This is a genomic window from Sandarakinorhabdus sp., from assembly GCF_032115815.1.
GTDB lineage: Bacteria > Pseudomonadota > Alphaproteobacteria > Sphingomonadales > Sphingomonadaceae > Sandarakinorhabdus.
In genome coordinates, this window is sequence record NZ_JAUMBI010000243.1 from 20040 (window position 1) to 32911 (window position 12872).

At 66.7% G+C, this 12872-nt stretch carries 15 protein-coding genes and 1 tRNA gene; 7 read left to right on the plus strand and 9 right to left on the minus strand.

Annotated features, from left to right (window positions below):
• Positions 1–38: 38 nt before the first annotated feature.
• From rarD to RT662_RS13870, 3 genes are read left to right on the plus strand one after another with little or no spacing between them, the layout of a single operon-like run.
• Entirely contained in the window at positions 39–932 is an 894-nt protein-coding gene (gene rarD, locus RT662_RS13860; protein ID WP_313671281.1) for an EamA family transporter RarD, read from the plus strand.
• 9 nt (positions 933–941) lie between these two features.
• Positions 942–2225, plus strand: a complete 1284-nt coding sequence (gene murA / locus RT662_RS13865) for a UDP-N-acetylglucosamine 1-carboxyvinyltransferase (protein WP_313671282.1) — start codon at positions 942–944, stop codon at positions 2223–2225.
• Positions 2218–2616 carry a DUF2948 family protein gene (locus RT662_RS13870; RefSeq protein WP_313671283.1) on the plus strand — a complete coding sequence of 133 codons (399 nt, stop codon included), beginning with the start codon at positions 2218–2220 and terminating at the stop codon, positions 2614–2616. Before murA ends, RT662_RS13870 begins: the two co-directional genes overlap by 8 nt.
• On the opposite strand, the gene RT662_RS13875 is transcribed toward RT662_RS13870, so the two are convergent.
• The 8 genes from RT662_RS13875 to RT662_RS13910 all read right to left on the minus strand — a co-directional run bounded on the left by RT662_RS13875 (position 2613) and on the right by RT662_RS13910 (position 9688).
• Positions 2613–3107 (minus strand): biotin transporter BioY, encoded by a 495-nt coding sequence (locus RT662_RS13875; RefSeq protein ID WP_313671284.1) that lies wholly within the window; start codon positions 3105–3107, stop codon positions 2613–2615. The genes RT662_RS13870 and RT662_RS13875 overlap by 4 nt on opposite strands.
• Positions 3107–3541, minus strand: coding sequence for a cytochrome c maturation protein CcmE (ccmE, locus tag RT662_RS13880; protein ID WP_313671285.1), 435 nt, complete (start codon positions 3539–3541; stop codon positions 3107–3109). Before ccmE ends, RT662_RS13875 begins: the two co-directional genes overlap by 1 nt.
• The gene (ccmD, locus tag RT662_RS13885) at positions 3538–3690 is read right to left on the minus strand and encodes a heme exporter protein CcmD (RefSeq protein ID WP_313671286.1); all 153 of its coding nucleotides are present in this window, start codon (positions 3688–3690) and stop codon (positions 3538–3540) included. The genes ccmE and ccmD overlap by 4 nt, the downstream gene beginning before the upstream one ends.
• Positions 3690–4418 (minus strand): heme ABC transporter permease, encoded by a 729-nt coding sequence (locus tag RT662_RS13890; RefSeq protein WP_313671287.1) that lies wholly within the window; start codon positions 4416–4418, stop codon positions 3690–3692. The genes ccmD and RT662_RS13890 overlap by 1 nt, the downstream gene beginning before the upstream one ends.
• A 56-nt stretch (positions 4419–4474) precedes the next feature.
• Positions 4475–5920 carry a serine hydrolase domain-containing protein gene (locus RT662_RS13895; protein WP_313671288.1) on the minus strand — a complete coding sequence of 482 codons (1446 nt, stop codon included), beginning with the start codon at positions 5918–5920 and terminating at the stop codon, positions 4475–4477.
• A 65-nt stretch (positions 5921–5985) separates the two neighbouring features.
• Positions 5986–8625 carry a valine--tRNA ligase gene (locus tag RT662_RS13900; RefSeq protein WP_313671289.1) on the minus strand — a complete coding sequence of 880 codons (2640 nt, stop codon included), beginning with the start codon at positions 8623–8625 and terminating at the stop codon, positions 5986–5988.
• A gap of 39 nt (positions 8626–8664) precedes the next feature.
• Entirely contained in the window at positions 8665–8964 is a 300-nt protein-coding gene (locus RT662_RS13905; protein WP_313671290.1) for a DUF2497 domain-containing protein, read from the minus strand.
• Between the two features lie 70 nt (positions 8965–9034).
• Positions 9035–9688, minus strand: a complete 654-nt coding sequence (locus tag RT662_RS13910; protein WP_313671291.1) for a protein-L-isoaspartate O-methyltransferase — start codon at positions 9686–9688, stop codon at positions 9035–9037.
• A gap of 142 nt (positions 9689–9830) precedes the next feature.
• Here RT662_RS13910 and RT662_RS13915 point away from each other — a divergent pair.
• The 4 genes from RT662_RS13915 (at position 9831) to madM (ending at position 12680) form a co-directional block, all read left to right on the plus strand.
• Positions 9831–9904: transfer RNA gene (locus RT662_RS13915), tRNA-Cys, on the plus strand.
• 123 nt (positions 9905–10027) lie between these two features.
• Positions 10028–11545 carry an amidase gene (locus tag RT662_RS13920; protein WP_313671292.1) on the plus strand — a complete coding sequence of 506 codons (1518 nt, stop codon included), beginning with the start codon at positions 10028–10030 and terminating at the stop codon, positions 11543–11545.
• Between the two features lie 11 nt (positions 11546–11556).
• Positions 11557–11916 (plus strand): malonate transporter subunit MadL, encoded by a 360-nt coding sequence (gene madL / locus RT662_RS13925; protein WP_313671293.1) that lies wholly within the window; start codon positions 11557–11559, stop codon positions 11914–11916.
• Positions 11913–12680 (plus strand): malonate transporter subunit MadM, encoded by a 768-nt coding sequence (madM, locus tag RT662_RS13930; protein ID WP_313671294.1) that lies wholly within the window; start codon positions 11913–11915, stop codon positions 12678–12680. The genes madL and madM overlap by 4 nt, the downstream gene beginning before the upstream one ends.
• Here the strand turns inward: madM and RT662_RS13935 are convergent.
• A complete protein-coding gene (locus RT662_RS13935; RefSeq protein WP_313671295.1) occupies positions 12658–12792 on the minus strand; it encodes a hypothetical protein in 135 nt (44 codons plus the stop codon). The genes madM and RT662_RS13935 overlap by 23 nt on opposite strands.
• Positions 12793–12872 lie beyond the last annotated feature (80 nt).

Here is a 12872-nt window from a genome sequence, read left to right on the forward strand (position 1 = left end):
GGGTGGCGCGCACAGCCAATGCCGGCTAACGCCGCCCCGTGAACGCAACCTCTGCATCCGAAGCCCGCCTTGGCTTTTTCGCCGGCATGGGCGCCTATCTGATCTGGGGTGTGCTGCCTTTCTACCTGCGCCTGCTGCAGGGCGTGCCGGCGGCCGATGTGCTGGCGCACCGCATCTTGTGGACCGTGCTGGTGGTGGTGCTGCTGATCTCCGGCCTGAAGGGCTGGGAACGGGTGCGCGCAGCCCTGCGCCAGCCGCGTTTGCTGTTGATGCTGCTGGCATCGGCGGTGTGCATCACCATCAATTGGGGCGTCTACACCTGGGCGATCCTGGCCGGCCACGCCATCGATACGTCGCTGGGCTATTTCATCAACCCGCTGGTTTCGGTGCTGTTTGGCGTGGTGTTGCTGGGTGAACGATTGGGGCGGCTGCAGTGGGTTTCGGTCGGGTTGGCCGCACTGGGCGTGGCGGTGCTCACCATCGAGCGTGGGTCGCTGCCGCTGGTTTCCCTCGCGCTGGCCTTGTCGTTCGGCGTCTATGGCCTGATCCGCAAGCAGGCGGCGGTGGATACGGCGACCGGCCTGTTTGTTGAAACGCTGCTGTTGGCCCCGATGGCGGCGCTGTGGGTGGCCCAAACGCCGCAAGGCTTTGCTGGCTGGCCGCCGGCCACCACTATGACCCTGGCGCTGGGCGGCCTCGCCACGGCGGTGCCGCTGCTGCTGTTCGGCTTCGCGGCGCGGCGGTTGCCGCTCTCAACCCTTGGGCTGATGCAATATGTGGCGCCCACCATGGTGCTGATCGAAGCGGTGCTGCTGTTCGGCGAAGTATTGGATCCGGCGCGGCTGGCGGCGTTCTGCTGCATCTGGGCAGGTCTGGCGGTCTATACGTTTTCGCTGCGCCGGCCAGTGGCGCAACCCGCGCAACCGCGCTAAACTCGCGACATGGACAAGATCGTCATCCGCGGGGGCCGCCGCCTCAAGGGCCGCATCCAGATTTCCGGCGCCAAGAACGCCGCGCTCACGCTCATGCCGTGCGCGCTGCTCACTGATGAGCCGTTGACGCTCAGGAACCTGCCGCGGCTCGCCGATATCGATACGTTCGGGCACCTGCTCAACAATCACGGCCTGTCGACCACCATCGAAGGCACCAGCCCCGATGAATTCGGCCGCGTGATGACGGTGCGCGCCAACCGCATCACCTCCACGCTCGCCCCCTACGACATCGTGCGCAAGATGCGCGCCTCCATCCTCGTCCTTGGCCCGCTGCTGGCGCGTGCTGGCGAAGCCACGGTTTCGCTGCCCGGCGGCTGCGCCATCGGCAACCGCCCGATCGATCTCCACCTGAAGGCGCTGGAACATCTGGGCGCCAATATCGAACTGGCTTCGGGTTATGTGAAGGCGACGGCCCCCATGGGCGGGCTGCCCGGTGGGCGTTACGTGTTCCCCATCGTTTCTGTGGGCGCCACCGAAAATGCCGTGATGACTGCCGTGCTGTGCAAGGGCACCTCCGTGCTGGAAAATGTCGCGCGTGAACCGGAAATTGTCGATCTGTGCAACTGCCTGGTCGCCATGGGCGCCAAGATCCAGGGCATTGGCACCGAGAAGCTGACCATCACCGGCGTGAAGGAATTGCACGGTGCGACCTATGCCGTGATGCCCGACCGCATCGAGGCCGGTTCTTATGCCTGCGCCGCGGCCATTGCCGGCGGCGAGGTCGAACTGGTCGGCGCGTCGGCCGAGGATCTGGGTGTGACGCTGGACATGCTGCACGAAGCCGGCGTTGAAACCGAAGAAACCACCGATGGCATCATCGTGCGCCGCCGCGGCGCGATGAAGGGCATCAATGTTTCAACATCGCCATATCCGGGCTTCGCCACCGACATGCAGGCGCAATTCATGGCGATGCTCACCGTAGCCGACGGCGCGTCGCTGCTGACCGAGACCATCTTTGAAAACCGGTTCATGCACGTGCCGGAACTGGCGCGCATGGGGGCGGATATCACCGTGCGCGGCCGCAGCGCCATCGTGCGCGGCGTGCCAAAATTGCACGGCGCCGAAGTGATGGCCACCGATCTGCGCGCCTCCATGAGCCTGGTGCTGGCCGGGCTGGCGGCGGAAGGCGAAACCACGGTCAGCCGGGTGTATCACCTCGATCGCGGCTATGAGCGGCTGGAAGAGAAGCTCCAGGCCGTGGGCGCAGATATCGAGCGCGTCGGGGATGGCTGAGCGCCTCGCCCTGCTGGGCCAGGAGCCCGGCGATATCGAAACCTTCTCGGCGCTGCTGCAGGATGCAACGCTGCGGCTGGCCGATGTCGGCTATGATCGCAAGGCGCGGCGGCTGGCGCTGCTGATCAACCGCTACCGCCGCGAGGTTGATGCCCCGTCGCGCATTCGCTGTGCGCTGCGGGTGGAGACGGTGGATGCCGTGCAGCGCGCCGGCTGGCCGAATGATCCCGAAGCCGTAACCGTGATCCTCTCGCTGGCCCAGGAGGGCGACTGGCTGGTGATCACCTGCGCCGCCGGCATCGCGATCCGCGCGCGGATCGAGGTGATCGATCTGGTGCTGGAGGACATGGGCGAGGCGTGGGCCACGACGCGGGTGCCACAGCACGATTAGGCAGGCCGTCGCCCCACCATCACCAACACCAAAGTTGCCACCACCGCCTTCACCCCTGCGCCCGGCAGCAGCACGGCCAGTGCGGTCACGTCGCCGCCGCGCAGGGCGATCACGGCGCCGCCCAGCGCCAGCAGCAGCGCGTGGCACGCCAGCATCAGCACCAGCGTCTGGCGCCAGGCCCAGCCAGCTTGCCAGCGCATCGCCATCCGCGCCGCCAGCGGCAGCGCCACGATGAAGCCGGCGCTGAAACCGCCCATCGCCAGCAGCCCGCCCTTCATGCCCGCCAGCACGGGGAGGCCCAGCGCGGCGAGCAACAACCAGCCCAGCACGCCAACCACGCCCGCGCCGCCCGCCAGGGCACCCGCCAGGCAGACGATCAGCGATTGCAGGGTGATCGGCACCGGCCCGAGGTCGAGCGACAGCTGCGCGCAGGCGCACAGGGCAGCAGTGGTGAACAGGCCGCCCCACAGCGGCGAAACGGGACGCGCCATCAGCCGCCGGTCGAAACCGCGCCGGTCTTCTTCATGGCGCCGGCCACTTCGGGCGGCATATATTTCTCGTCGTGCTTGGCCAGGATGGTTTCGGCGGTGAAGGTGCCGGTGGCGGGATCGATCCTGCCTTCCGCGATCACGCCCTGGCCTTCGCGGAACAGATCGGGGAGGATGCCTGTGTAGGTGACGGGCACGGTTTTCGCCATGTCGGTCACCACAAAGCGGATGGTTTCGCCGTCCCGCACGATCGAGCCTGTTTCGACCATGCCGCCGAGCCGGATGGCATCGGTGGGCGCCGGGCCCTTGGCGAGATCGGACGGGGCGTAGAAATAGGTCGCCTTCTCGCCCAGCGTCGAAAACGCCAGCACGCCCGCCCCGCCCAGCGCGGTGAGCGCGCCGACCACCAGCCAAAGGCGTTGATGCTTTGCCTTCATTTGCGTTTCACCTCATCAGCCTTCTTCTCGGCGCTGCGCATCGAGATGTAGGCCCACGCCAGTAGGCCAACAAGGCCAACCAGCGTGATGGCATAAGCCGGCCAGATGAAATTGGCCCACAGATCGGGGCGGGTGACGACGCCGTTCATCAGGCAAGGGCCTCCGCCATGCGCCGGCTGCGCGCGTCGACACGCTGCTGCGCCAGCATGGCGCGCATCCGCATCAAGACGATGGCGCCAAACAGGAAGGCGAAGCCTGCGCCAGAGAGCAGCAGCGGGGTGAGCAATTCCGGCGCGATCTTGGACGACGCGTTGACCACCGAAATGCTGCTGCCCTGGTGCAGCGTGTTCCACCATTCCACCGAATATTTGATGATCGGCAGGTTGATCACGCCAACCAGCGCCAGAATGGACGAGGCGCGAGTCTCGCCGCCCTTTTCCGCTTCGCTGGCCGACAGCGCCAGATAGCCGAGATAGAGGAACAGCAGCACCAGCATCGAGGTCAGCCGCGCATCCCACACCCAATAGGTGCCCCAGGTCGGCTTGCCCCACAGGCTGCCCGACGCCAGGCAGATGGCGGTGAAGGCAGCACCCGCCGGCGCGATGGCGCGCGCGGCGATGGTGGCCAGCGGGTGACGCCAGATCAAAGCCGTGGCGCAGGCAATGGCGAGCGACAGATAACCGCCCGCGCCCATCCACGCCGCCGGCACATGCACATACATGATGCGCACGCTTTCCCCCTGTTGATAGTCCGGCGGGCTGGCGAACAGGCCGATCCACAAGCCGGCCGCTGTCAGCGCCAGGCCAAGCAGCGCCACGATTGGCGTGGCGACACGGGCGATCTTCAGGAATCGCGTCGGATTTGCGTAACGATGCACGTGTGCCTTCTAGTCAGATGGCGGGCGTGGGGGAAGGGGGCGAAGCGTCGCCTTTCTCACCATCCCTCGATGCGCGTGCTCCAGCCGTCGCCGGTATACATGCGGGTCACCTTGCCGTCCTTTTCCTCGAACCATACGGTTTCGCCCACCGGGCCACCGCCGGTGGGCGCGGTCAGGCGGAAACGGCCATTGCCAATGGGTTCCAGCAAGGTTCGGGTTTCGGCATTGCGACCGGCGACCGGCAGCAGCGCCAGTTGCTGGTTGAGCAGCACGACCTGCATGACATTGTCGCTGGCGCCGATGTAACGGCCGGCAAAGCGCGCCCAGGCCGGATCCCATGCGGGGGTGGCCTTGGCCTTGGCGGCCTTCACTACCGCTTCGCCCACGGTGGCCATCAGCTGGTTGGCGATATCACCGGGGTTGGAATCATTGGTGTTGGTCAGCACGATCACGCCCACCTTGGCGTCGATCTGCGCCATCGTCATCGTGGTGTTGCCCGGATAGCCGCCGCCGTGGCCGGCATAGGTCTTGCCCTTGAAACGCTCGATATCAAAGCCCAGGCCCGATCCCGATTCCCAATCCTCGTCCACGCTGCGCACCCGCAGCGCCTCGCGCCACGAACCGGCCGAAAGCACGTTGGCGCCGCCAGCCTTGGGCGCGCGGCGGAACCAGGCGCCGATGAACTTGGCGAGATCGTTCACGTTGCTGGTCATGCCCGTCGCCGCCGCCATGCCCTTGGCATCAACGAACGGCAGCACGCGGCGGGTGCCTTCGGGCGTGCGGGCGGCATAAGGCGTGGCCAGGCCGGGATCGGGTTTGTCGATGCTGCTGGCGGTCATGTCCAGCGGCTTCAGGATATTGGCATTCACATAATCGGCCCAGCGCTGGCCGCTCACCTGCTCCACCACCAGCCCGGCGATGCCGAACGCGAGGTTGGAATATTTCCAGCGCGTCTGCGGCGGGAAGGCGGCCTGGCGCCCGGCCATCAGCGCCTTCAGTTCGGCTTCGCTCGGGAAGTTGAAGCTGGACCAGTGATCGCCCGCCTCGCGCTGCAGGCCGGACGAGTGGGATAGCAATTGCTCGATGGTGATCGGGCCATCGTCGGGGCCTGCCGACTTCATGGTGAACCAGGGCAGATGCTTGGACACTGGATCATCCAGCCGCAATTTGCCGACCTCGCGCAGTTGCAGGATGGCGATGGCGGCAAAGATCTTGGAATTGGACGCGATGCGGAAGCGCGTGTCCGCCGTCATCGGTTTCTTGGCGGCGATGTCGGCGAAACCAAAGCCCTTGGACCACACCAATTGCTGATCCTGCACCACGCCCACCGCCACGCCAGGCAGGCCGCGATAGGCGATCTGGCCTTCCAGCCAGGCGCTGAACAGGCGCTCCGCCGCCTGCACGTCGGGATTCTCGGCGACGCTGGCGGCAGGTGGTGCTGCGGGCTGCGCCAGCGCCGGAGTGGCAAGCAACAGTGCGATTGCGATGGTGCGGTGAAGCATGTGGCGTTCCCCCTTGGTCTGTGGCGCAGCCTAACAGGCTGGACGCCGCCGCCAAGAGGGAAGTCTCACCCCAACCGCGACAGCGCCGCCTGCAACCGCTCCGCCTCGGCGCTGCGGGCGGCGTGGTCTTCGCGGGCCTTTTCGACGGCTTCGGGTTTGGCCTTGTCGGTGAAGCCCGGGTTGCCCAGCCGGCCGGCCAGCGCATCGCGCTCCTTGATCGCGGCGGCCAGTGCCTTGTCGAGCCGGGATTTTTCGGCGGCGAGATCAACGACGTCACCGATGGGCACGAAGATGGTCGCTTCGCCATGCACCACCTGCAAGCGGCCGCCATCGGCCACATCGCCGGGCAGGATGCGGGCCAGGCGTTCGATCACGGCGGCGTTGGCGGCGAGGCGCGCCAGCGTTTCGGGCGATGCACCTTCAACGGCATAGGCCAGCTTGGCCGATGGCGGCACGTTCACTTCTGTGCGGGCCGAGCGGACCTCCGAAATCAGGCCGATCAGCCAATCGATATCCGCACTGGCGGCGGGGTCTTCCGGGATGGAGTCGGTGGCGACCCATTGGGCCAGGATCAAGTCATCGCGCACGCTGAGCTGGTGCCACAATTCCTCAGTCAGGAACGGCATCACCGGGTGAAGCATGACGAGGATCTGGTCGAGCGCCCAGCCGGCGACCGTGCGGGTTTCGGCGGCCACGGCCGCATCGGCGCCTTCAGCCAGCAACGGCTTGATCAGTTCCAGATACCAGTCGCAGAACCGGCTCCACACCAATTTGTAGATGGCGTCGGCATAGGCATCGAAACGGAAATCGGCGATCGCCTGTTCCAGCGTGCGCGCCGTGGCCCGCACTTCGCCGATGATCCAGCGGTTGACTGGCTGGCTGGCGGCGGGCGGCAGCGGCGACGCACTGCCGCCAATGCCGTTGGATTGGGCAAAGCGCGCCGCGTTCCACAGCTTGGTGGCGAAGTTGCGATAGCCTTCGATGCGGCTTTCGGAGAGCTTGATGTCACGCCCCTGCGTTTCCATCGCGGTGAGCGTGAAGCGCAGCGCGTCGGCGCCATATTTGTCGATCAGGAGCAGGGGATCGACGGTGTTCCCCTTGGATTTGCTCATCTTCTGGCCCTTGGCGTCGCGCACCAGGCCGTGGCAATAGACGGTGCGGAACGGCACATCGTCCATGAAGTGCAGGCCCTGCATCATCATGCGGGCCACCCAGAAGAAGATGATGTCGAAACCCGTCACCAGCACATCGCCGGGGTAGTGGCGGGCAAGATCGGTCGTCTGTTCCGGCCAGCCGAGCGTGCCGAACGGCCACAGCGCGGAGGAGAACCAGGTATCGAGCACGTCCTCGTCGCGGGTCAGTGACAGGTCGCCAGCTTGAGCCTGCGCTTCCGCTTCGGTCTCGGCCACGAACACCTGGCCATCGGGTGCATACCAGGCCGGGATGCGGTGGCCCCACCACAGCTGGCGGCTCACGCACCAGGGCTGGATATTTTCCATCCAGTTGAAATAGGTCTTTTCCCAATTCTTCGGCACGAACTGCGTGCGGCCATCGTGCACGGCGGCCAGCGCATCTTTGGCGAGTTCGGCGGCGTTCACATACCATTGGTCGGTCAGCCACGGCTCGATCACCACGCCCGAACGGTCGCCATAGGGCATCTGGATGGTCTTCTGCTCGATGCGCTCGATCAGATCGAGCGCTTCCAGATCGGCCACTACCTTCTTGCGCGCGTCTTCGCGAGCAAGCCCCACATACGCGGCGGGCACACCATCGGCGGCGCAGATGCGGGCTTCGGCGTCGAGGATGTTGATCCAGCCGATGGCCTTGTTGCGTTCATACACCTGCCAGTCGTTGAAATCATGGGCGGGCGTGATCTTCACCGCGCCCGAACCCAGTTCCGGATCGGCATGTTCATCGGCGATGATCGGAATGCGGCGACCGGTGATCGGCAGCAGCACATGTTTGCCGATGACGGAGGCATAGCGCGGATCATCGGCACCCACGGCGACGGCGGTATCGCCCAGCATGGTTTCGGGCCGGGTGGTGGCCACGACGATCTCATCGGCGCCACTGGCCAGCCGGGCGCCATCGGCCAGCGGATAACGGATGTGGGTGAACCTGCCGGCGACTTCGCGGGTTTCCACTTCCAGATCGGAAATCGCGGTCTTCAGCTTCGGGTCCCAGTTCACCAGCCGCTTGTCGCGATAGAGCAATTTCTGGTTGTAGAGCTCCACGAACACCTTGAGCACGGCCTTGTTGAAGCCGTCGTCCATGGTGAAACGCTCGTTCGACCAGTCGCACGACGCACCGAGGCGGCGCAGCTGGCGGGTGATGGTGCCGCCGCTTTCTTCCTTCCAGGCCCAGACTTTTTCGACGAACGCCTCGCGGCCCATGGCGGTGCGGCCGGGCTGCTGCGCTTCGGCCAACTGGCGCTCCACCACCATCTGCGTGGCGATGCCGGCATGATCGGTGCCCACCACCCAGCGCGCATCGCGGCCGTTCAGGCGGTGCCAGCGGATCAGCAGATCCTGCAGCGTGTTATCGAGCGCGTGGCCGATGTGGAGAGACCCCGTCACGTTCGGCGGCGGGATGACGATGGTGAAGGGCTGCGCGTCCGGACGGGCAGGGCGGAAGGCCCCGTCACGCTCCCACCGGGCGTAAATGGTCTGTTCAAAACCGGCGGGGTCGAAAATCTTGTCGATCATGCCACGGCGCATAGCCGCTGGCCGGCAACGGGGAAAGCCCTAGAGCTTGCCGGTCAGCCGCTTGATCTCGTCGCGCGCCATTTTCTCGACGATTTCCGGCATGTTGGCATCCAGCCAGGCCTTGATCTGCGGCGCCAGCATCGATCGCATCAGCTCGTCCAGCGTCATGCCGGTGCTGCTGGCCGGCAGGGTCACATTGGCCAGCGAAACCGGGGCCGGTGCCGGTGCCAGGGCGGGCGCGGGCGGCGGCGCATCTTCATAGTCATCATTGCCGGGTTCCATCACCCGGGCACGGATGGAGGCAAGAATGACATCAAGGGCTGGCGGCGGCTCGCTCATGCCAAACAGTTACGACATCGTGAAGAAAAGCGCCACTCCCGCCGTGCGGGCAGAACGAGAAAAACGTGGGTCAAAAGGCGAATTCGCGCGGCTGGGCGAAGCCGGGCAGATCGGGGGCCGCCATTTCGATGAACGGCAGGCCAGCCGGGCGGGCATCGCCAGAGCTTGGGACCGTGAGTGGCCCGGCATAGCCGCGGCCAACGCCGGACTGGCGCAGCACGGCGGCGATGCGGCCGCCGGGAGCCAGTTGCGCGGCAATGGCCGGCGGCACGGCGGCGATGGCACCTTCGAACAGGATCAGATCATAGGGGGCAGCGGCCGGCCAGCCTTCGACCAGTGGACCGGACACGCTGGCAACGCCGGCGGCTTCGGCCATGGCGATCAGTGCCGCATCGCTTTCCAGAGCGGTCACCCTGGCGCCCAGATGGGCCAGCACGGCTGCCGAATAGCCCGACGCGCTGCCGATCACGAGAACGCGTTCGCCTGGCTGCACCGCGGTGTGCTGCAACAGCAGCGCCAACGCCAGCGGCGCCAGCAGGTAGCGGCCGGGCGCCACTTCATGGGCGGCATCGGCCTGGGCCAGTGCCGCCAGGGCCGGCGGCAGAAAGGCTTCGCGCGGGATTTCGGCAAAGGCTGCCAGCACGCCTGCATTGGTGACTCCAACCGTCTTCAGTTGGGAATCCACCATGGTCTGGCGCTGTGTGGCGGAAGCGGTCGTCATCATGGCCACGGCTTTTGCCCTGCGGCGGCGTGTCGCGCAATGGCCGAATCGCCGGATCTGGTTGCCGTGTCGCGCAAACCGACTTCCGCAACATAGGCCATTGCCCCCACGCCCCTGCCTTGCTAGGGCAGCGCTCCACTTGCGAGGCCCGATGGCGGAGTGGTGACGTAACGGACTGCAAATCCGTGCACCCGGGTTCGATTCCCGGTCGGGCCTCCAAGGATATCCTGAAGCCGCGCCGCCGCTGAGCTGGCCCGACCAGTGTGCCCAACTTGACCGAATTGCCATTGACGGGCGCGCGTCTGGCCAACACACCTCTACGAAAATGTGCGGGGGCAGGTGATGGGGCAGGCATTGGCGACGCGGCGGGCGTTCATGGTGGGGGCCGGCGCGCTGGCGGCGGCGCCGGCATTGGCCGCAGCACCTGTTGATCCGCTGCTGGCACTGCCCGGCCGCCGCATCGCCGCCCTGATCGCGGCGCGCAAGGCAAGCTGTGTGGAGGTGATGCGCGCGGTGCTGGCACAGATCGCCGCCCACAACCCGGCCCATACCGCCATTGTGGCGCTGCAGGATGGCGATCGGCTGCTGGCGCAGGCCCGCGCAATGGATGCGCGGCTGGCAGCAGGTGAAACGCCGGGGCCGTTGTTCGGGCTGCCGTGGGCGGTGAAGGACCTGGCCGACGTGATCGGAATCAGGACAACCAACGGATCGCTGGTCAACAAGGACAGGATTCCCTCCAGCGAAGGCATCATGGTGCAGCGGCTGCGCGCCGCCGGTGCCCTCTTCATCGGCAAGACCAATGCGCCGGAGTTTGGCCTGGGTTCGCACACCATCAACCGGGTTTTTGGCCCCACGCGCAACAGTTTCGATACCAGCCGGTCGGCTGGCGGCAGCAGCGGCGGCGCGGCCGTGGGCCTTGCGCTGCGCATGCTGCCCCTGGCCGATGGTTCGGATTTCGGCGGGTCGTTGCGCAACCCGGCGGCGTGGAACAATGTCTTCGGCTTTCGCACCGGGACCGGCGTCATCCCGCCCGAAGGCAATGACCAATGGATTGGCCGCATGGGCGTGTCCGGCCCGATGGCGCGGCATGCGGCCGATCTGGGCCTGGTGCTGTCGGTGATGGCCGGCAAGCATCCTGGGTCGCTGCAATCGATCGATGTCGATGCCCGCGCCTTTGCCGGGCCGCTGGATGCCGATCACAAGGGCGTGCGCATCGGCTGGCTGGGCAATTGGGGCGGGCGCGTGCCGCACGATCCGGCGGTGCTGAAGATTTGCGAGGGGGCGCTGCCGGCGTTTCGCGCCATGGGATGCACGGTCGAGCCCGCGCAGGTGGATTTCGAGATCGAGCCGGTGTGGCAGGCGTTGCAGCTGTTACGCAGCTGGATGTCGGGCACCGGCCTGCAACGCCTGGCCGATGATCCGGCGACACGCGACCTGATCGGCCCGCAGGCCCATTGGGAGATCGCCAACAGCCGCACCATCACCGGTGCCCAGGTGCTGGGCGCGTCGGCGGTGCGCAGCGCATGGACGCGGGCGGTGGACAAATTGTTCGAACGTCATGACTTTCTGGTGGCGCCGGCAGTGCAGCTGTTGCCCTTCCCGGTGGGGCAATTGTGGCCGACCGAAGTGGCCGGCAAGACCATGCGCACCTATCATGAATGGATGCTCGGCACCTTTCTGGTGACGATGACCGGGCTGCCGGCACTGGCGGCTCCGGCGGGCTTCTCGGCCAGCGGTCTGCCGGCGGGTATTCAGATCATCGGCCGGCGCGGTGCCGAACTGGCCTGCCTGAAACTCGCCCATGCCTATGAACAGGCGGCAAAGCCCGTGATCGACCGGCTGCCACCGGCGCTGGCCTGAAGGGAGACGATATGCCGATCTTGGGTGTGGCCCTGCTGGCCGCCTGCACGCTGGCCGGGCTGTTTGCCGGTGATCTGCTGGGCGCAGCGTTGGGCCTGGAGGCCAATGTTGGCGGCGTGGGTGTCGCCATGCTGCTGCTGATTGCGCTCACCAACCTGCCGGGGCGGCGGCTGGGGCCGGAAACTCCGGCGGGTAGCGGCATCCAGTATTGGAGCCTGATGTATATCCCGATCATCGTTGCCATGGCCGCCAGGCAGAATGTGTTTGCCGCGGTGTCGGGTGGGGTGATGGCGGCGGTGGCGGGCGTGCTGGCGGCGGTTGCGGCGTTCGCGCTGGTGCCGGTGCTCAGCCGCTGGGCGCAGCGGCCGTGAGCGAGCGGCTGGTCAAATTTGCCGGCGACAACGGCCTGCTGGTGGCGTTCGTCTTCGTTGGGGTCATCATGGTGGTGGCCTATTTCCTGTCCCGCCACGTCGCGCGCGGCAAGGTGCACGGTTCGGCCATCGCCATTGCACTGGGGTTGCTGCTGGCCTTCTGGGCGGGGGCCGATACCGGCGGCAAGAACGGCGTGGCGGATTATCCGCTGCTGGCCGGGATCGGCGTGCTGGGCGGCAACATGTTTCGTGATTTCGCCATCGTTTCCACAGCGTTCGGCGTGCGGATCGCTGATCTGCGCAAAGCCGGCCTGGTGGGGGCGCTGTCCGTGCCCATCGGCGTTGTGCTTTCGTTTGCCGTGGGGGCCGGGGTCGCCGTGGGCTTCGGCATTACCGATCCGGCGGAGATCACCACCATCGGCGCCGGCGCGGCCACCTATATCGTCGGGCCGGTGACGGGCGCGTCGCTGGGCGTGTCGTCGCGGATCATCTCGCTCAGCATTGCGGCCGGGCTGGTGAAGGCGGTGCTGGTGATGGTGGCGACGCCGCTGGTGGCGCGGCGCATCGGGCTCGACAACCCGGCCAGCGCGATGGTCTATGGCGGGCTGATGGGCACCACCAGCGGGGTGACCGGCGGGTTGGCGGCGACTGATCCCAAGCTGGTGCCCTATGGCGCGATGACCTCCACCTTCTACACCGGGTTGGGCTGCCTGCTGGGCCCGTCGCTGATCTACCTTGTTATCAGGGCGCTGGTGCCGGGCTGACGGCACGCTGCCAGGCCGTCAGCAGATCGGCCGCCGCGCCCGCGCCGAATACGTGGCGATCGGGGCGCACCAGCACGGCGGCGGTGCCGGCCTTGGCCAGCCATTCCTGCAAGGGCGCCTGCCAGCCGGCGAGGCGCGCATCATCCAGACTGAGCGCGGTAACGTCCGGCGGCGCTGCCAGCCCGGCCGCAT